This window comes from Pseudoduganella sp. R-31 (assembly GCF_049913235.1).
Taxonomy (GTDB): domain Bacteria; phylum Pseudomonadota; class Gammaproteobacteria; order Burkholderiales; family Burkholderiaceae_D; genus Rugamonas.
This window is the reverse complement of the sequence record NZ_CP183986.1, coordinates 5932865-5952897: the sequence shown is the minus strand read 5'-3', so window position 1 is coordinate 5952897 and position 20033 is coordinate 5932865. Positions and strand designations below refer to the sequence as shown.

The 20033-nt window shown below is 62.6% G+C and carries 13 protein-coding genes; 6 read left to right on the top strand and 7 right to left on the bottom strand.

From position 1 onward, the window contains the following. The first annotated feature begins 24 nt into the window (after nucleotides 1–24). The 3 genes from ACN9MY_RS27080 to ACN9MY_RS27070 are packed head-to-tail and all read left to right on the top strand — an operon-like array spanning nucleotide 25 to nucleotide 9750. Nucleotides 25–6681 (top strand): VCBS domain-containing protein, encoded by a 6657-nt coding sequence (locus ACN9MY_RS27080; protein WP_426336390.1) that lies wholly within the window; start codon nucleotides 25–27, stop codon nucleotides 6679–6681. A 25-nt stretch (nucleotides 6682–6706) separates the two neighbouring features. Beyond that, nucleotides 6707–8416, top strand: coding sequence for a type I secretion system permease/ATPase (locus ACN9MY_RS27075; protein WP_426336389.1), 1710 nt, complete (start codon nucleotides 6707–6709; stop codon nucleotides 8414–8416). Beyond that, nucleotides 8413–9750, top strand: a complete 1338-nt coding sequence (locus ACN9MY_RS27070) for an HlyD family type I secretion periplasmic adaptor subunit (RefSeq protein WP_426164708.1) — start codon at nucleotides 8413–8415, stop codon at nucleotides 9748–9750. Before ACN9MY_RS27075 ends, ACN9MY_RS27070 begins: the two co-directional genes overlap by 4 nt. 10 nt (nucleotides 9751–9760) lie before the next feature. Here the strand turns inward: ACN9MY_RS27070 and miaA are convergent, their stop codons facing one another. The 3 genes from miaA to ACN9MY_RS27055 all read right to left on the bottom strand — a co-directional run bounded on the left by miaA (nucleotide 9761) and on the right by ACN9MY_RS27055 (nucleotide 13652). Further along, nucleotides 9761–10714, bottom strand: coding sequence for a tRNA (adenosine(37)-N6)-dimethylallyltransferase MiaA (miaA, locus tag ACN9MY_RS27065; RefSeq protein ID WP_426336388.1), 954 nt, complete (start codon nucleotides 10712–10714; stop codon nucleotides 9761–9763). Nucleotides 10715–10717: 3 nt separating this feature from the next. Beyond that, on the bottom strand, nucleotides 10718–12658 hold the full coding sequence (gene mutL / locus ACN9MY_RS27060; RefSeq protein WP_426319218.1) for a DNA mismatch repair endonuclease MutL: 1941 nt from the start codon (nucleotides 12656–12658) through the stop codon (nucleotides 10718–10720). An 88-nt stretch (nucleotides 12659–12746) separates the two neighbouring features. Further along, a complete protein-coding gene (locus ACN9MY_RS27055) occupies nucleotides 12747–13652 on the bottom strand; it encodes a peptidylprolyl isomerase (RefSeq protein WP_426319217.1) in 906 nt (301 codons plus the stop codon). 111 nt (nucleotides 13653–13763) lie between these two features. Between ACN9MY_RS27055 and ACN9MY_RS27050 the strand changes: the two genes are divergently transcribed. After that, the gene (locus ACN9MY_RS27050; protein WP_426164702.1) at nucleotides 13764–14408 is read left to right on the top strand and encodes a VTT domain-containing protein; all 645 of its coding nucleotides are present in this window, start codon (nucleotides 13764–13766) and stop codon (nucleotides 14406–14408) included. 64 nt (nucleotides 14409–14472) lie between these two features. Beyond that, nucleotides 14473–15555, top strand: coding sequence for a carbonic anhydrase (locus tag ACN9MY_RS27045; RefSeq protein ID WP_426319215.1), 1083 nt, complete (start codon nucleotides 14473–14475; stop codon nucleotides 15553–15555). Here the strand turns inward: ACN9MY_RS27045 and ACN9MY_RS27040 are convergent. From ACN9MY_RS27040 to tsaE, 3 genes are read right to left on the bottom strand one after another with little or no spacing between them, the layout of a single operon-like run. After that, on the bottom strand, nucleotides 15539–16279 hold the full coding sequence (locus tag ACN9MY_RS27040) for a D-hexose-6-phosphate mutarotase (protein ID WP_426319214.1): 741 nt from the start codon (nucleotides 16277–16279) through the stop codon (nucleotides 15539–15541). The genes ACN9MY_RS27045 and ACN9MY_RS27040 overlap by 17 nt on opposite strands. Nucleotides 16280–16288: 9 nt before the next feature. Further along, nucleotides 16289–17845 carry an N-acetylmuramoyl-L-alanine amidase gene (locus tag ACN9MY_RS27035; protein WP_426319213.1) on the bottom strand — a complete coding sequence of 519 codons (1557 nt, stop codon included), beginning with the start codon at nucleotides 17843–17845 and terminating at the stop codon, nucleotides 16289–16291. Beyond that, the gene (gene tsaE, locus ACN9MY_RS27030; RefSeq protein ID WP_090434857.1) at nucleotides 17809–18294 is read right to left on the bottom strand and encodes a tRNA (adenosine(37)-N6)-threonylcarbamoyltransferase complex ATPase subunit type 1 TsaE; all 486 of its coding nucleotides are present in this window, start codon (nucleotides 18292–18294) and stop codon (nucleotides 17809–17811) included. The genes ACN9MY_RS27035 and tsaE overlap by 37 nt, the downstream gene beginning before the upstream one ends. Nucleotides 18295–18305: 11 nt before the next feature. Between tsaE and queG the strand changes: the two genes are divergently transcribed. Continuing rightward, nucleotides 18306–19421, top strand: a complete 1116-nt coding sequence (gene queG, locus ACN9MY_RS27025) for a tRNA epoxyqueuosine(34) reductase QueG (RefSeq protein ID WP_426323861.1) — start codon at nucleotides 18306–18308, stop codon at nucleotides 19419–19421. Nucleotides 19422–19441: 20 nt separating this feature from the next. On the opposite strand, the gene ACN9MY_RS27020 is transcribed toward queG, so the two are convergent. Continuing rightward, nucleotides 19442–20029 (bottom strand): response regulator transcription factor, encoded by a 588-nt coding sequence (locus ACN9MY_RS27020; RefSeq protein ID WP_426164692.1) that lies wholly within the window; start codon nucleotides 20027–20029, stop codon nucleotides 19442–19444. Nucleotides 20030–20033 lie beyond the last annotated feature (4 nt).

Here is a 20033-nt window from a genome sequence, read left to right as displayed (position 1 = left end):
CGCCGGAGTATTCAGGAGAGAGTTATGGCCACCATCACCGGAACTAATGGAAACGATGTTCTCGAAGGGACCTGTGGGAATGACACCATCAATAGCGGTAATGGTGACGACTGCGTCGATGGCGGTACGGGAAACGACTCCCTGAACGGTGGCGCTGGCAACGACACTCTTGATGGCGGCAGCGGTAGCGACCAGGTCAATGGCGGGGTTGGGAACGATACGTTGATATACAACGTCGTGGAGAACATGGCGAGTGGATCCAGGGACGTGTATACGGGCGGCGCTGGCGTGGACATCGTAAAACTTCAACTGAGCCAAGCTCAGTGGTGCGACTGTGATGTGCGCAAGGAGCTTGAAAACTACATTCAATTTCTCGCCACTGTGAAAATTAACGCGCAGGGCGAAGTGTCGAATGGGGCGGCCAGCGATTTCATCTTCCACTTTGGATCGTCTACGCTAACTGTGCAGATGATGGAGAAGTTAGTGGTAGAGGTTCAATCTGCTAAAGGAGACTATGCTCCCGTCGATTATCGCGCGTCCCTGATCAGCGGCAATGTGGAAGGAACCGTTATCGAGGCGGGAGGCGTCAGCAACGCAAATATTGGAACTCCGAATGCCACCGGCGTTCTGCACGCGGATGACCTGGATGGCGTCGACGATAGCTTTCAAGCTGTGGCAAACGGCACAGCAAGCTACGGCAATTACAGCGTCGACGCGCATGGCAAGTGGAACTATTCGCTGAACAACGCCAACACGCAAGTACAGTCGCTGGCAGCTGGGGACAGCATTACTGACAGCTTTACCGTGAGTAGTGCAGATGGTACTTCGCAACTCATTAAAATCACCATCACGGGGAATAACGATGCGCCGGTCGTTAGCGCGGCATTGGCATCGGAAGCTGCAGAAGGCAATGAGCGCTACGCGGTGAATCTGCTGGCTGGGGCAAGTGACGCAGATCGCGGTGAAACAGCTACGCTAAAGGTTGTCGGCGTCCGCTACTGCATTGATGATGGGCAAATCTCCGATGGCTTACCGCCAGGATTGAGTTTGCTTGACGGCCAACTGAGCGTGGATGCTGCGAGCACCGCCTTCAACCATATTGCGGCTGGGGCACATTCCACAATCGCGGTTAGCTACAACATCATGGATGCCCATGGGGCGATGGTCGCGCAGAGAGCGACGATCACGATCACCGGCACTAATGATGCGCCGGTTGTTACTGGCACTGTGACCGGTGCGGCGGCTGAAGACGGCGCTAAAGTAACGCTTTATGCTTTAGCCGATTCGTCGGATGTAGATGATGGAACGACGCTGTCTGTAGTGTCCGTGCCGAATACGCTGCCTCCAGGTGTCAGCTATAACTCGGAAAAGCACGAGTTCACACTGGACCCCAGCCATGTGGCCTATCAAAGTCTGGCTGCAGGCCAGACAAAGGAGGTAGTGGTCAGCTTCGGCGTATCCGATGGGTTGGCGACTGTCGCAGAGTCGGTGAAATTCATCGTTACAGGCACGAATGACACCCCGGTGGTCACGGCCCAGGTGACCGGCACGGCGATGGAAGATGGCGAGCTGGTGACGGTTGATGCGCTGGCTAACGCATCGGACGTGGACCAAGGAGCGACGCTCTCAGTGACCTCGTTGCCAACCGAGCTGCCAGCTGGTGTCAGCTACATCGCTGGATCGCACAGTTTCACACTCGATCCCACCAATGCGGCATATCAGAGTCTGGCCCAAGGCCAGACAAAGGATGTGGTGGTCAACTTTGAAGTGACCGATGGCATGGCGAATGTTGCGCAATCGGTGAAGTTCACGGTCACCGGCACCAATGATGCGCCGGTGGTGACGGCCCAGGTGACCGGCACGGCGATGGAAGATGGCGGGCTGGTGACGGTTGATGCGCTGGCCAACGCGTCGGATGTGGATCAAGGTGCAATGCTTTCGGTAGTGCCACCGCTGGGCGAGCTGCCGGCTGGTGTCAGCTACATCGCTGGATCGCACAGTTTCACACTCGATCCCACCAATGCGGCCTACCAGAGCCTCGCGCAAGGCCAGACAAAGGATGTGGTGGTCAACTTCGAAGTGACCGATGGCATGGCGAATGTTGCGCAATCGGTGAAGTTCACGGTCACCGGCACCAATGATGCGCCGGTGGTGACGGCCCAGGTGACCGGCGCGGCGATGGAAGATGGGGGACTGGTGACGGTTAATGCGCTGGCCAACGCGTCGGATGTGGACCAAGGAGCGACGCTCTCAGTGACCTCGTTGCCAACCGAGCTGCCAGCTGGTGTCAGCTACATCGCTGGATCGCACAGTTTCACACTCGACCCCACCGATGCGGCCTACCAGAGCCTCGCGCAAGGCCAGACAAAGGATGTGGTGGTCAACTTTGAAGTGACCGATGGCATGGCGAATGTTGCGCAATCGGTGAAGTTCACGGTCACCGGCACCAATGATGCGCCGGTAGTCACGGCCCAGGTGACAGACACGGCGATGGAAGATGGTGGGCTGGTGACGGTTGATGCGCTGGCCAACGCGTCGGATGTGGATCAAGGTGCAATGCTTTCGGTAGTGCCACCGCTGGGCGAGCTGCCGGCTGGTGTCAGCTACATCGCTGGATCGCACAGTTTCACACTCGATCCCACCAATGCCGCCTACCAGAGCCTCGCGCAAGGCCAGACGAAGGATGTGGTGATCAGCTTCGAAGTGACCGATGGCATGGCGAATGTTGCGCAATCGGTGAAGTTCACGGTCACCGGCACCAATGATGCGCCGGTGGTGACGGCCCAGGTGACCGCCACGGCGATGGAAGATGGGGGGCTGGTGACGGTTAATGCGCTGGCCAACGCGTCGGATGTGGACCAAGGGACCACGCTTTCGGTAGTGCCACCGCTGGGCGAGCTGCCGGCTGGTGTCAGTTATATCGCCGCATCGCACAGTTTCACACTCGACCCCACCGACGCGGCATATCAGAGCCTCGCGCAAGGCCAGACAAAGGATGTGGTGGTCAACTTCGAAGTGACCGATGGCATGGGGAATGTTGCGCAATCGGTGAAGTTCACGGTCACCGGCACCAATGATGCGCCGGTGGTGACGGCCCAGGTGACCGGCACGGCGATGGAAGATGGCGGGCTGGTGACGGTTGATGCGCTGGCCAACGCGTCGGATGTGGATCAAGGTGCAATGCTTTCGGTAGTGCCACCGCTGGGCGAGCTGCCGGCTGGTGTCAGCTACATCGCTGGATCGCACAGTTTCACACTCGATCCCACCAATGCGGCCTACCAGAGCCTCGCGCAAGGCCAGACAAAGGATGTGGTGGTCAACTTCGAAGTGACCGATGGCATGGCGAATGTTGCGCAATCGGTGAAGTTCACGGTCACCGGCACCAATGATGCGCCGGTGGTGACGGCCCAGGTGACCGGCGCGGCGATGGAAGATGGGGGACTGGTGACGGTTAATGCGCTGGCCAACGCGTCGGATGTGGACCAAGGAGCGACGCTCTCAGTGACCTCGTTGCCAACCGAGCTGCCAGCTGGTGTCAGCTACATCGCTGGATCGCACAGTTTCACACTCGACCCCACCGATGCGGCCTACCAGAGCCTCGCGCAAGGCCAGACAAAGGATGTGGTGGTCAACTTTGAAGTGACCGATGGCATGGCGAATGTTGCGCAATCGGTGAAGTTCACGGTCACCGGCACCAATGATGCGCCGGTAGTCACGGCCCAGGTGACAGACACGGCGATGGAAGATGGTGGGCTGGTGACGGTTGATGCGCTGGCCAACGCGTCGGATGTGGATCAAGGTGCAATGCTTTCGGTAGTGCCACCGCTGGGCGAGCTGCCGGCTGGTGTCAGCTACATCGCTGGATCGCACAGTTTCACACTCGACCCCACCGACGCGGCATATCAGAGTCTGGCCCAAGGCCAGACAAAGGATGTGGTGGTCAACTTCGAAGTGACCGATGGCATGGCGAATGTTGCGCAATCGGTGAAGTTCACGGTCACCGGTACCAATGATGCGCCGGTGGTGACGGCCCAGGTGACCGGCGCGGCGATGGAAGATGGGGGACTGGTGACGGTTAATGCGCTGGCCAACGCGTCGGATGTGGACCAAGGAGCGACGCTCTCAGTGACCTCGTTGCCAACCGAGCTGCCAGCTGGTGTCAGCTACATCGCTGGATCGCACAGTTTCACACTCGACCCCACCCATGCGGCCTACCAGAGCCTCGCGCAAGGCCAGACAAAGGATGTGGTGGTCAACTTTGAAGTGACCGATGGCATGGCGAATGTTGCGCAATCGGTGAAGTTCACGGTCACCGGCACCAATGATGCGCCGGTAGTCACGGCCCAGGTGACAGACACGGCGATGGAAGATGGTGGGCTGGTGACGGTTGATGCGCTGGCCAACGCGTCGGATGTGGATCAAGGTGCAATGCTTTCGGTAGTGCCACCGCTGGGCGAGCTGCCGGCTGGTGTCAGCTACATCGCTGGATCGCACAGTTTCACACTCGATCCCACCAATGCGGCCTACCAGAGCCTCGCGCAAGGCCAGACAAAGGATGTGGTGGTCAACTTCGAAGTGACCGATGGCATGGCGAATGTTGCGCAATCGGTGAAGTTCACGGTCACCGGCACCAATGATGCGCCGGTGGTGACGGCCCAGGTGACCGGCGCGGCGATGGAAGATGGGGGACTGGTGACGGTTAATGCGCTGGCCAACGCGTCGGATGTGGACCAAGGAGCGACGCTCTCAGTGACCTCGTTGCCAACCGAGCTGCCAGCTGGTGTCAGCTACATCGCTGGATCGCACAGTTTCACACTCGACCCCACCGATGCGGCCTACCAGAGCCTCGCGCAAGGCCAGACAAAGGATGTGGTGGTCAACTTTGAAGTGACCGATGGCATGGCGAATGTTGCGCAATCGGTGAAGTTCACGGTCACCGGCACCAATGATGCGCCGGTGGTGACGGCCCAGGTGACCGGCACGGCGATGGAAGATGGCGGGCTGGTGACGGTTGATGCACTGGCCAACGCGTCGGATGTGGATCAAGGTGCAATGCTTTCGGTAGTGCCGCCGCTGGGCGAGCTGCCGGCTGGTGTCAGTTATATCGCCGCATCGCATAGTTTCACGCTTGACCCTACTCATGCCGCCTATCAAGGGCTGGCTGTTGGGCAGACAAAAGATGTGGTGATCAATTACGGCGTTTTCGATGGCATGGCGACTGTCGCGCAATCGGCGAAGTTCACAATCACAGGAACTGACGACGCTCCTGTCGCAATGGCGGATACGATATTCGTATCGACTAACACTGCAGTTAGTATTTCAGTCGCCGCATTGCTTGGCAATGACACCGATATTGATGGTCACGCATTGACAATCACCAACGTTGACCTCGGTGTTGGAATTGACCACTTGAACCTGAATTCAAACACCGGCATGATCACCTTTGATAGTCTAGCCGGCACGACACCTGGCAGCTTCCAATACACAGTGTCCGATGGCGCTGGACGCACATCGACCGGGGCGGTAACAATCAATTTCCGATCGATCGATGCAGGTAATGGAAATAGTCACGACGAGATCAACCTATCATCGGAGAGCTATCAAGCGTCTTACATCGATGGCGGCAGCGGGCCAGATTCACTCACTGGCGGTGACGCTGGAGACGTCATCATTGGCGGTGCCAGCAATTCAACGGATACATTAATTGGTTCCGTAGGCAACGATTTTATTTCCGGCGGCGATGGTAACGACGATTTATCAGGGGGAGACGGAAACGACGTACTACGTGGAGGGAACGGCAATGATAAGCTAGATGGTGGCGCAGGAAGCGAGGATATGCTGGACTTCTCCGATGGCGGCACGGCCTTGAATTTCACGCTGGGCGCATCGACGGGCACTTCCAATGCCGGCGGTCTCGGCAACGATACCTACTCGAACATGGAGGGCGTAATCGGCACCAGCAAGGCCGACATCATCAATGGCAGCAGCAACAATGACGTCATCCGCGGTAGCGCCGGCGATGATGTGCTCGACGGAAAAGGCGGTAGCGACCTGCTCGACTTCTCTGACGGTACTGCGGGCATCAGTTTCCAGCTGGTGAACAATGGCGCCAATACCTTCTTCGACGCAAGCGCGGCGGGTCTTGGTAAGGATAAATACTCGGGGTTTGAGGGCGTGATTGGCACGGGCAAGGAGGACACCTTGACCGGTTCGAATTTGAACGATCAGTTGCGTGGCGGCGGCGGCGACGATGTGATCAACGGCATGGATGGCAGCGACCGTATCGTCGGCGGGGCTGGCGCCGACCTGCTGACCGGCGGCGCCGGAAATGACATTTTTGTCTTCGATGCGTCGCCCAATGCGGTTGACTTGATTACCGACTTCAATGCTTCTGGAACGGGGGCGAACTTCGACATGATCGAATTGTCGCGCTCTGCACTGGCAGGCATCACGACAATGGCAGGCAGCACCTTGTCAGCTTCCGAGTTTGTCTCATTTGCTGGTACCGGCGCTTCGGGTACCGTGGATGCATCAGTTCGGGTGATCTACGATAGCGTGACGGGCAATCTATACTTCGACGCCGATGGACAAGGTGCCGCCAACCGCACCCTGTTTGCAACGCTGACGCTCAACAATCCAGGCGATACGTTCGACCAGAACGATATCAAGGTCGGTTCTTGAGCCGCCAAGCAAACAGGTGACCATCATGAAACCGCTCTTTCAACTTCTTCGGCGCCCGTTGTTCTTCATTGCTGGCTTTTCTTTCGTGGTCAACTTATTGATGCTGGCCCCTGCGCTCTTCATGCTGCAAGTGTTCGACCGTGTACTGACCAGCCAAAGCAAGGAAACGCTGCTGGTATTGTTGCTGGGCATGGCGGTCGCCTTCGGCTTGATGTTGGTGCTCGATTATCTGCGCAGCCGCCTGCAGGGTGTGGTGGGCAATATAATTTCTGAGCAACTGTCGCCGGTCGTGACAAAAGTCGTGCTGGCCAAGTCGGCACATCGCACCGAGCGCGTGCCCTCCGAAGGACTGCGGGATGTGGCGACGCTGCGCCACCTTTTTTCGGCACATGGCCTGTTGGCACTGTTCGATACGCCTTGGGCGGTGGTCTATGTGGCCGTCATCTGGCTGGCGCATCCGGTGCTGGGCATGGCGGCAGCTGGCGCGTCGTTGCTGATGCTGGCCATGGCAGTGGTTAATGACCGCATCACACGGCGCGATATCGAAGCACTGCAGAAGGAAGCTGCCAGGGCCACCCGCTATCTCGAGTCGTCGATGCGCAACGCGGAAGTAGTGCAGTCGCTTGGCATGGGCAATGCACTGATCGCTCGTTGGCAAGACTTGAACGCAAGCGTTACCGCATTGCAGGGACCGACTGCCCGCAAGTCTGTCACGATGGCGGCCGTCACGCGCATGACCAGGCAGCTGGTGCAGGTCATGATGCAGGCGCTGGGCGCCTATCTGGTCATCAGCGGCGAGGGCACTTCCGGCATCCTGGTCGCCACCACAACCTTGCTGGGGCGCGCTCTGTCGCCGGTGGAGCAAGTGGTGGGCAGCTGGCGCGTGCTGGCGGAGGCGCGCCTGGGATTCGGGCGGCTGTCCGAATTGCTGGATGCAGCCGAGCGCGGGCCGGAACGCATGAAGCTGCCGGTGCCTACCGGGCGGCTGCAAGCGCAGGGACTGGTGTTCCGCCCGGCGCACAGCGAGCGGGCGATCCTGGCCGGCGTTTCCCTGAACCTGGAGCCGGGTGAATCGCTGGCCATCATCGGCGCCAGCGGCGCCGGCAAATCGACCCTGGCACGCCTGCTCACCGGCCTCTGGAAACCGAATGCCGGAACAGTGCGGCTGGACGACGTGGACATGGCCCAGTGGCCGCGTGAAGAGCTGGGCCCGTGGCTGGGCTACCTTCCGCAGGACGTTGAACTGTTCCCAGGCACGGTGGCCGACAATATCGCCCGCCTTGGCGCGGTCGATTCCGAAAAAGTGGTGCAGGCGGCACTGCTTGCCGGCGTGCATGCCCTGATTCTTGCGCTGCCGCAAGGCTACGACACGCCACTCGACGACATGGGGGCCGTGCTGTCGCCGGGCCAGCGGCAACGCATCGCCCTTGCCCGCGCCTTGTACGGCGATCCAAAGCTGCTGGTGCTGGACGAACCCAATTCCAACCTCGATGGCGCCGGTGAACTGGCGCTCGCCGACGCGCTGAAGGCGCTGCGCGGAAAAGTGACGGTCATCGTGGTCACGCATCGCAGCACCTTGGTGCAGCATATGGACAAAATGCTGGTGCTGGAGGCCGGACGCGCACAGCATTTCGGTACGGTGGCGGAAGTCATGCAGGCCATGCAGCCTGGCCAGCGCAGCACAGGCGCGCAGGTAGTGGCGATGGCGCGGACGGCGGATGGGAGGGCATCATGAACGGTATGGCATATTCCGTAACAGGGAGCGCTTCCCTCCAGCAGCATGCTGGCGAGGCGCACCACTTGATGCGCTGCGGCCTGGCGGTGGTCATCGGTGGCTTGCTTCCAGTGGCGGCCTGGATGGCATTCGCCCCTTTGTCTTCGGCGGTGGTGGCGCAGGCATATGTCAAGGTGGACCTGAACCGGCGCCCGGTGCAGCACGCGGAAGGCGGTATGGTACGCCAGGTGCTGGTACGCGACGGCCAGCACGTGCGGCAAGGCGAGCCACTGCTGGTGCTGGGTGATGTAGCGGTCGACGCCGACAAGAACCGGCTGGATTACCGCGTCATGGCAGAACGTGCCAGCCTGGCTCGGCTGGATGCCGAACAGGCGATGGCGCCGGCACTGGTTTTCCCGGCGGACGTGATGGCGGCGGCGAATGGCGATCCACGCTTGGCGGAGCAGATCGGAAAGGAGCGAGCGCTGTTCGCCGTGCGGCGCGAGGCGATGCTGGGGCAGGTTCGGCTGCTGCACTCGCAGCGCGACAAGGTGTCGGAGGAGATTGGGGCGCTGCGCGCGCAAATCACGCAGGCCAGCGAGTCGATGAAATTCCAGCAGGCCGATCTCGACAACAACAAGAAACTGCGCAAGGACGGCTTCGTGTCGGCCACCCGCATCACCCAGCTTGAGGGCGGGATTGCCGATTATGGCGTCAAGCTTGAGGAGCGGCGCTCTGAACTGGCGCGCGCCGAGCAGCGCACGGTGGACATCGACCTGCGCGTGCGCACGCTGGAAGGAGAATATCGGCAACAGGCCAGCGACCAGTTGAAGGTGGCAACGGCGCGGCTGTCGGAGATCGAGCAGGAGCAGCGCAAATCAGCCGATGCTTCGGCGCGCCAGGTCATCACGGCGCCTGCCAACGGCGAAGTGATTGGCTTGAAGTATTCGGCGCCCGGCACTGTGATTCCGCCGCGCGAGACGATCGCCGACATCGTGCCGGACGACACGCGCCTGGTGACAGAGGCGCGGATCCGGACCGAGGACATCAGCCGGATTGGACTAAGTCAACCGGCCGAAATCCGCTTCACGGCCTTCAAGTACCGCACCACGGGGCTGGTGCACGGTAAAGTGATCTATATCTCGGCCGACCGGCTGCTCGATCGCGCCACCGAGGTGCCATATTACTCGGTGCTGATTGAGGCGGATCCATCTTCTCTGGCCAAGGCTGGCGCCCTTAAATTGCTCGCTGGTATGCCGGCCGAGGTCTACATCGAAGGCGAGCAGCGTACGCCGCTGCAGTACCTTCTGGAACCGGTCACGCAGGTGTTGCGCCACGCGGTACGTGAGCGCTAGCAGAATCGGCTTACGCCTTGCTGATCGCTGCGAGTACTAGCTGTTGCAGTTGCTGCGCAGCGTCTGCGGCGCAGCAGTCGACCACGATCCTGTCCGGCATGGCACGCAGCCAGGTCAGCTGGCGCTTGCATAGCTGGCGGGTGGCGATGATGCCGGTTTCGCGCATTGCCGCGTAGTCGATGGTGCCGTCCAGGTATTCCCAGGCTTGGCGGTAGCCGACGCAGCGGATCGACGGCAGGCCCAGATGCAGGTCGCCGCGCGCGCGCAGGGTTTTCACTTCATCGAGGAAACCGGAAGCGAGCATGATGTCGAAGCGGCGTGCAATGCGTTCGTGCAGCCAGGCGCGGTCGGACGGTTCGAGGGCGAACGATGTTAGGTCGAAGGGCAGCTCCTCTTTCTCGCGCTGTGCCAGCAGTTCGGACATCGGCTTGCCTGACAAGGCATGGATTTCCAGGGCGCGCTGGATGCGCTGGGCGTCGGCGGGCTTGAGGCGGGCGGCGGTTTCGGGATCGACCTGCGCCAGGCGCGCGTGCATCGCTGGCCAGCCGATGCGGGCGGCTTCCTCGTCCAACTGCGCGCGCAGGGCTGCATCGGCGCCTGGCAGGTCGTCCAGGCCGTCGGCCAGGCCTTTGTAATACAGCATGGTGCCGCCGACCAGCAGCGGGACCTTGCCGCGTGCGCTGATCTCTGCTACCAGGCGCAGGGTGTCGGTACGGAACTGGGCCACCGAATAGGAATCCATCGGGTCGATGATGTCGACCAGGTGGTGCGGTACGGCGGCCAGTTCTTCCTTCGAAGGCTTGGCGGTGCCGATGTCCATGCCTCGATACACCAGCGCGGAATCGACAGAGATGATTTCGCACGGCACCTGCTGCGCGATGGCCAGCGCGGCGGCGGTCTTGCCGGACGCGGTCGGCCCCATGATGGCGACCGCCAGCGGGCGCTCGTTCAACTGCTCGTTCATTGCTTACTGTCCGCGCAGGAAGAGTTTATCCAGCGCGTTGATGTCGATCTGCACCCAGGTCGGGCGGCCGTGGTTGCACTGGTCGGCGCGCTCGGTGGCTTCCATGTGGCGCAACAGGGCGTTCATTTCCGGCACGGCCAGGATGCGGTTGGCGCGCACGGCGGTGTGGCAGGCGAGGGTGCCGAGCAGCTCGTTGCGGCGCTCGATCAGCACGCGCGAGCCGCCATACTCGCGCACGTCGCGGATCACGTCGCGCGCCAGGGTCTGCGCGTCGGCGTTCTTCAGCAAGGCAGGTACGGCGCGCACTGCCAGCGTAGTGGGCGACATCACGGCGATGTCGAAGCCGAGCGTCTTCAGCGTGTCGCCGTGTTCCTGGACCGTCCCCACCTCCACTGCGTCGGCGTAGAAGGTGACCGGGATCAGCAGGTTCTGCACCGACATTTCGGTGCCATCGATCTGGGCGTCCAGTGCGTTCTTCAACTGTTCGTACAGGATGCGCTCGTGCGCAGCGTGCATGTCGACCAGCACCAGGCCTTTGCTGTTCTGGGCCAGGATGTAGATGCCGTGCAGCTGCGCCAGCGCAAAGCCGAGCGGGAATTCTTCGCCTGCCATCTGCGCCGGCGAGGCGCTGATCGGCGCCGCTTGCGGCAGCGTGTACTCGGAAGTGGCGCGGAAGCCGTTGCCGCCGTCCGCTGGAGTCGCGCCAGGGACGAAATTGTCGCGCGGGTCGTTCGACCACAGGGCGCCGTAGCGTTCCGTGCTCTGGGCCACGCCGCCCGTGCCCGTGCCTGGGCCGCCGAACGGCGATGGCGAGAACGTCGGGCGGTATTCGGGATTCAGGATCGAGCCGAAGCTGGTCTGTTGCTGCGGGCGCCAGACCGGACCCGATGCCTGCAGGTTGTCGGAGGCCGGCAACGGCGAAGGCACGCTGCCGTGCGAGGTGGCCGAAGTTGCGGCCAGCGCGCGCTGCACGGCGTGGAACACGAATTGGTGCACGGCGCGGCCATCGCGGAAGCGCACTTCGATCTTGGATGGGTGTACGTTCACGTCGACCAGCGCAGGGTCGAGGTCGAGCGCCAGCACATAGGACGGATAGCGGTCGCCGTGCAGCACATCCTCGTAAGCGGCGCGCACGGCGTGTACCAGCAGCTTGTCGCGCACGAAGCGGCCGTTGACGTAGAAGTACTGGCTGTCGGCGCGGCCCTTGGAAGCAGTCGGCAGGCCGGCAAAGCCGTGGATGCGCAGTACGCCCGAGCCTTCGTCCAGGGCCAGGCGTGCTTCTTCGAAATTGCTTCCCAGGATTTGCGCGCTGCGCCTGGCCATGTCGCTGACCATCCAATGGTCGACCGTCTTGCCATTGTGGCTAAGCGTGAACGATACGTCGGGACGTGCCAGGGCGATGCGGCGAACCACTTCCGCGCAGTGGCCAAATTCGGTCTGTTCGGATTTCAGGAACTTGCGGCGCGCCGGGGTGTTGAAATACAGGTCGCGCACGTCAATCGTCGTGCCGGGGGCGCCGGAGGAGGGCACCACGGTGCCTTCGTGCGAGCCTTCCAGCTCCCAGGCGTGGGCGCCGTCGGCAGTGCGGGAAGTCAGGGTGACTGCGGCTACCGAGGCGATCGAAGCCAGGGCCTCGCCGCGGAAGCCGAGGGTGCCGACGTTTTCCAGGTCGTCCAGCGAGGCGATTTTCGAGGTCGCATGGCGCGCCAGGGCCAGCGGCATCTGGTCGGGCGGGATGCCGCGGCCGTTATCAGTAATGCAAATACGCTTGACGCCGCCTTCTTCCAGCCGCACGGTGATCTGGGTCGAACCGGCGTCCAGGGCGTTTTCCAGGAGTTCCTTGACAACGGCCGATGGGCGCTCGACCACCTCGCCGGCGGCGATCTGGGAAATCAGTTGGTCGGGGAGGGCCCGGATCGGGCGGGGCGGAGTTGGGGCATTCATGGGCAAGATTATAACGGTAGCCGGTGGTGTCAGGCTCCGGCACGCAACACGCTAAGCGTGTCGCATGCCGGGTGCTTACCCCAGGAAGTTATTTTGCCTCGCGCACCGGGATCGGCACGTTGCACAGGTCCACATGGCCGGCCGCATACTTGGTCCATGGCCCACCGCGGTTGCGCTGGGCTTCGATCACGGACTTGAAGCTGGCCGACTCGGTGCGCATCACTTCGAACTTCGAGCGCTCGGCTTCCGGCACGTCGGCTGCCAGCTTGACCGACTTGATCGGCACCCACTGCTCCTCCTTCTCGAACATGCCCATCGGCGCCGGGCCGCGCGGCAGTACGGACAGCAGCGGCATGCCGCTGACGATGCGTCCCACCACGGTGATGTTGCGGTCCAGGTGGCGCGGCGAGTTGCCGATTACCGTGTACAAGGTGCCGCCGTTGCCGCTGTCGGATTCATTGCCGCGCGCCACGCCAACCATGCCGTAGCAATGCGCCAGCCAGGCCTGGCCGGTTTTCGGGTCGCGTGCGGAAGGGAAACCGTTGGAGTGGCCTACCTGCGGCGCATAGCCGTCCTTGTCCGGCAGGCGGGTGAACTGGGTGTCGTTCTTCATCGGTACCGTGAATTCCTGCTCCAGCCTGGCCTTGGCGGTGCCGATCGCCTTTGGCTTGTCTTCGCGCGGATCGCCCCACTGCACCACGAAATTGTCCTGCGTGCGATAGATCCACAGTCCGTCCCAGTAGCCTTCCCTGGCCATGGTTCGGATATTGGCAGCGTGGTTGGGCGCGAAGGCCGGCGCCAGTTCGATGATGACGCGGCCGGCTGGCAGGTCCATGTACAGGGTGTTGGCCGGATCCAGTTGGCGCCAATCGGCTTGCGGCGATGCCTTGACGATGTCGCTGACGGTCGGCCTGGGCGGTAATTCTTTCGAGGGCGCGGCCACGGCGGCCAGGGGTAAGGCCAGGGCAAGGACGGCGGGCGTGATGGACTTCACTAAGGTCTCCTTTGTGGGGGTTCTAAGCTGGTGCTAAGATGCCGGGCAATTTTAGCCTGTAAGATAGACAGTTTGGTATCATTCCCGCCGCAACCTTTTGGGATTTAATAAATGGATTTCGTTCAATTGCTGGACATGCTGGTGCACGTAGACAGTGCGATGGATAAACTGATTGCGCAATACGGCATGTATATTTATGCGCTGCTGTTCGCCATCGTCTTCTGCGAGACTGGCCTGGTTGTGCTGTTTTTCTTCCCCGGCGATACGCTGCTGTTCATCGGAGGCGCCTTCTGTGCCAGCGGCCAGATGAACCTCGGATTGCTGATGTTCCTGCTGGCGACTGCCGCAATTCTGGGCAATACCACCAATTACTGGATCGGCGAAGCCATCGGCCAGCGGGTATTTACCCACGATTACCGCTGGATCAACAAGGATGCCTTGCGGCGCACCCACGAGTTCTTTGAAAAGCATGGCGGCAAGACCATCATCCTGGCCCGCTTTGTGCCGGTAGTGCGCACTTTCGCGCCGTTCGTGGCCGGCGTGTCGGACATGACCCATGCCCGCTTCCAGCTGTTCAACATCGTCGGCGCCGTGGCCTGGGTGGTGTCCCTGTGCGTGGCGGGTTACATCTTCGGCAACACTCCCTTCGTGCGCGACCACCTGAGCACCATCGTGCTGTTCGGCGTTGGCGTGGCGGTGGTGCCGATGGCACTGGGCGGCGCCTGGAAACTGGGCCGCCGCATGCTCAAGCGTTAAGCCTCTCAAGTTTTCCCATAGCGCAACCGTTAACCGGAGTAACAGTCTCTCCTCCGGATTTAACATGCGTAACTTGATCGCCCTGTCGGCCTGTTGTCTTGTCATCGGGACAGCAGGCGCCGCCGATCCCGTCACCGCGCCTTCCAAAGGCGTGCCGAATATTCGCCCGAACCTGGCCGCAGCTGCTGCGGCTGACAAGGCGAATGTCGAAAAGGATGCCAGTTCGGCCAGCGGGCCAAAGTACGTTCCGCCGGTAAGGAAGAATCGCACTGCGTCTGCATCCGCCGCTGCGCAGCGCGAGGAAGAAGCGCGCGCCGAAGCGGAATTGTCGGAGAAGATTGCCCAGCGCTTGGCTGAAATGCGTGCCAACCAGGCCGCGCGCATGGCTGCCGCCGAAAAGGCGCGCAAGCAGAAGGCCGTCAAGGCCGCCGCTGCCGAAGTGGCGGCCAAGGCGCCGCCGCCGCGCGTGTATGGCACCCATTGGACGTATGAAGGCGAATCAGGTCCTGCCAACTGGTCCAAGATCAACTCCGACTGGGCGAAATGCTCGACGGGCAGCCGCCAGTCGCCGATCGATATCCGCGACGGCATGAAGGTGGACCTGGAGCAGATCGCCTTCGATTACCGCCCATCCGGTTTCAACGTGACCGATAACGGCCATACCGTGCAGGTGATGGTCAGCCCGGGCAACTACCTGAGCGTGGCGGGCCGCACCTACGAGCTGCAGCAGTTCCACTTCCATCGCCCGGCCGAGGAACGCGTCAACGGCAAGGGTTTCGAGATGGTGGTGCACCTGGTACACAAGGATCCGGAAGGCAGGCTGGCAGTGCTGGCGCTGCTGCTGGAACGCGGCAAGCCGCAGCCGACCATCCAGACCGTATGGAACAACCTGCCGCTGGAAAAGGGCGACACGGCTACGCCGAGCATCGTGCTGGACCCGAACGACATGCTGCCGCAGCGCCGCGACTACTATACTTTCATGGGATCGCTGACCACGCCGCCATGCACCGAAGGCGTGCTGTGGCTGGTGATGAAGGAGCCGGTGCAGGCATCGCCGGCGCAGTTGGCCTTGTTCAGCCGCCTGTATCCGTTCAATGCGCGTCCGATCCAGGCCAGCTCCGGCCGCATGATCAAGGAATCAAACTGATGGTGTGAAGGCCGGTCCATTCGGCGCCGGCCTGCAGCACTTGCTTGTCGACCCGGGCCGGCTCGATGCAGACGAAGCGGCGGTAGTCGCTGTCGTCCATGTCGGCGGCAGCTGCCGCGCCTTGCGCGCCCGGGTTCCACACCACCCATTCCGAAAAGCCTTGCTGCTCCAGTTGCAGCGTGCCAGCGCCGGTGTCGAGGCGCAGCTGCGGCGTTGCGGGCCGAATGTCGTCCAGGGCGCCGGTGAAAGGCATGCCGTCCAGCGTGGCCTTGTCGAATTCCCCTACTGCGAAATAAGTGTGCAGGGCGCCGGCCCAGCTGAATTCCTGCTGGCTGGTGTTGCGCACGGTGTAGCGGATCTGCAGCGCGTTGGCTTTCAGGTCGAAGCGCAGGCTCAGTTCGAAGGCACGCGGCCAGGATTGGAAGTGGTTGCGCGGCAGGTCGCTTTGCGCCAGCGCCAGTTCGGCCCAGTCGTTGGCCTGCTCGACGATGCGCCAGGTGGAAGTGCGGGCGAAGCCGTGGCGCAGGCCGTCGCCCCGCGTGGCGAATTGCGGGAAGATGACCGGCACCCCGCCGCGGATGGCGGCGCTGCCGTCGAGCGCTGAACGCTGGCTCAGGAACAGGCGCTCCTTGCCGTCCGCAGTCTTCCACGACATCAAATGCGCACCGAACAGGGAAATGGTGGCTTCGGCGCCTTCGGGTGTGGAGATGCGGACTTCGTTCATGTGCTTTCCCTATGTGAGGCGGTTCTTCGACAGCGGCGGGTTCTTGGCGAAATAGCGGCGGATGCCTTTGACAATGGCGTCCGCGATCTTGTCCTGGTAATCATCGTCCAGCAGGCGCGCTTCTTCTTCCGGGTTGGAGATGAAGGCGGTTTCGATCAGGATCGATGGAATGTCCGGCGCCTTCAGCACGGCGAAGCCGGCTTGCTCGACCGAGCCTTTATGCAGCTTGTTGATGCCGCCGATTTCACCCAGCACAGCCTTGCCGACCTTCATGCTGTCGTTGATCTGGGCCGTGGTGGAAAGGTCGAACAGCACGCTGGCCAGTTGCGGGTCGTGGCCCTTGGCATTGGCGCCGCCAATCAGGTCGGCCTGGTTTTCCTTGTCGGCCAGCCAGCGCGCGGCGCTCGAGGTCGCGCCTTTTTCGGACAGCACGAAGACGGAGGAGCCGCGGGCGCTGGTTTTCACGAAAGCATCGGCGTGGATCGAGACAAACAGGTCGGCGTCGACCTTGCGCGCCTTTTCCACGCGCTTGCCGAGCGGGACGAAATAGTCGCCGTCGCGCGTGAGCATCACGCGCATGTTGGGGTGGTCTTCGATCTTGTCTTTCAGGCGCTTGGCGATGGCCAGCACGATGTCCTTTTCACGGCTGCCGCGCGCGCCCATGGCACCGGGGTCCTCGCCGCCGTGGCCGGGATCGAGGGCGATGGTAAGCATGCGCACCATTTTCTCCTGGCCGGATTTCTGGCCGGGCTTGTGATGTGCGGGCGCCGGCTCGGGTTCGCCGGGAACGAGCTTGCCGGACTGGCCGGCGAGGGCGGGCGATTGGCCGGGCGCGCTGGCGCCGGTGCCTGGTGCTGGCGTGGCGGTGCCGGGCTGGCCGGATGGCGGGGCAGATGCGATGGACGGGCTGCCAGCGCCCTCGGCGTTGCTGCTGGCGCTGCCCTGGCCCGACGCAGCCGGCTGGCCGGCGAGTGCGGGCTGGCCCGCTGTGCCGGCCTGGCTGCCTGGGGCCGGGCGCTGGGACGATCCGGCGGCAGGGGGCTGAGGATTGGCGCTGGCGGCCTTCTCATCCTGCGACCACTCGCCCTTCTCGATCATCGCCGCGATCGGATCGACTGCCTTGACCGGGTAGAGGTCGAAGATCAGGCGATGCTTGTAGGTGCCGACCGGCTCCAGCGTGAACACCTGCGGCGTGACTTTCTCTTTCAGGTCGAACACCAGCCGCACCACATTCGGGCGGTTCTGGCCGACGCGCACTTCCTTGATGTACGGGTCGTTCGACTCGATCTTGGCGACCAGGCTTTTCAGCGTGGAGTTCAGTACCAGGCCTTCAATGTCCACCACCAGCCGGTCCGGATCGGGAACCAGGAAGTGCTTGACCTTGAGGTCGGTGTCGTTTTCCAGCGTGACGCGGGTGTAATCCTCCGCCGGCCACACGCGCACAGCCAGGATCTGCGCAGCTTGCGCAGACATGGGGGCGAGCACGGACAGGAGCAGCGTCCCGCCGGCCTTGAGCACCGTGCGGCGACTTACAGGTTTGGAGCGAATTGGAGGCGTTGCAGGCATGACGTACCAAGAGCGGAAGACGGCTGCAATTCTACATCACGTCCGGACCCGGCTACAGAGAGGAAAACGTGAAGGTCGGGGGGCGGCAACACGCCGTCGGCCTTCTCCGGCCATTCGACGATGCAAACGTTCTCGCGATTGAATTCCTCGCGGAAGCCGGCATCGAGGAATTCTTCCGGGCTGCCCATGCGGTACAGGTCGAAATGCACCACGTTGGCCAGCTTGCCGTCGACCTTCACGCGGTAAGGCTCGGACAGGGTATATGTCGGGCTTTTCACAGGTCCCACGTGGCCGGCAGCATGCAGCAGTGCGCGCGTCAGGGCGGTCTTGCCGGCGCCCAGGTCGCCGTGCAGGTAGATCGCCATGCCGGGCAGCAGGGCGCGCGACAGCGCGGCGCCTAGCGCCGCGGTACCGGCTTCGTCGTGGAGATGGGATTTAAAGTGCTGCATCGAATAAAATGATGGTTTGGATTTCCCCGCATTGTAAGGCCGTGCCACTCTCCCAAGCCAATTTAGACGAATTAGCCAGCCGCATCAAGGCATGGGGGCAGGAACTCGGCTTCGCGGAAGTGCGGATCGCCGATATCGACCTGTCCGCCGCCGAGGCGGGGCTGCAAGCCTGGCTGGATGCAGGCATGCACGGCGATATGGACTATATGGCAAGTCACGGCATGAAACGCGCCCGTCCGGCGGAGCTGGTGCCCGGCACGGTGCGCGTGATCACCGCGCGCATGAATTACCTGCCCGGCGCGGCCGACGAGGGCTGGCGCGAACGGGAAACGGCGCGCCTGTCCGATCCCACGCAGGCCGTCATCTCGGTATATGCCCGCGGCCGCGACTACCACAAGGTGTTGCGCGCGCGGCTGCAGCAGCTGGCCGACAAGGTCAGTGCGGCCGTCGGCGAATTCGGCTACCGGGTGTTCACCGACTCGGCGCCGGTGATGGAGCTGCCGCTGGCGGAAAAGTCGGGCCTGGGCTGGCGCGGCAAGCACACCTTGCTGATCAATCGCAGCGCGGGCTCCATGTTCTTCATGGGCGAGATCCTGGTCGACCTGCCCTTGCCCGTCGATGAGCCGACCGGCGCGCACTGCGGCCAGTGCACGGCCTGCATCGATGTTTGCCCGACCCAGGCCATCCTCGGTCCTGGCAAGCTGGATGCGCGGCGCTGCATTTCCTACCTGACCATCGAACTCAAAGGCGCGATCCCGGAGGATCTGCGGCCCTTGCTGGGGAACCGCGTCTACGGCTGCGACGATTGCCAGACCGTCTGCCCCTGGAACAAGTTCGCCCAGCGGGCTACCTTGCCGGATTTCGACGAGCGCCACGCCCTGGGCAGCGCCGGCATGATCGAGCTGTTTGCGTGGTCCGAGGAAGAATTCAACCGCCGCATGGAGGGCAGCCCGATCCGCCGCATCGGCCATGAACGCTGGCTGCGCAACCTCGCGGTCGGGCTAGGCAACGCGGCGCGCATGGGCGCCAAGAGCGACCCGGCCATCCTGGCCGCGTTGCAGGCGCGCCGCGGCCACCCGTCGGAACTGGTGCGCGAGCACGTGGAGTGGGCGCTGCGCCAGCACTAGGATCAGCGCCCCGTCCTGTTTCACTTCAGCAGTCCCGCCAGTTCGACCGCGGTCTTGACCTGCATCTTGTCGAAGATGTGGGCGCGGTGCACTTCGACGGTGCGCATCGAGATGCCCAGCTCGTCGGCCACCACCTTGTTCATCTTGCCGGCCAGGATCAGGTCCAGCACCTCGCGTTCGCGGCTGGAGAGCGTGGCCAGGCGCGCCTGCACGGCTGCCTTGCCGCTGGCCAGGCGCGAGGCGGCCAGGCCTTCCTGCACGCGGTCCATCAACTGGTTGTCGTTGAAAGGCTTTTCGAAGAAGTCGAAGGCGCCGCGCTTGAGCGTATCGACCGCCATCGGCACGTCGCCGTGGCCGGTCAGGAAAATGACGGGCAGGCGCGCCGTCAGCCCGCGCGCCGCCAGTTGGTCGAACGCTGCCACGCCGCTGATCTCGGGCATGCGCACGTCGAGCAGCACGCAGTCGCCTTCCGGGTCGAAGGCGCCGCCCTGCGCGAAGGCCAGGAAGGCGGCGGCGCTTTCGTATGTGGTTGCTGCGATGCCGCGCGAGGACGCGAGCCACGACAGCGCATCGCGCACTACGGCTTCATCGTCAACGATATGTAGCATTCTG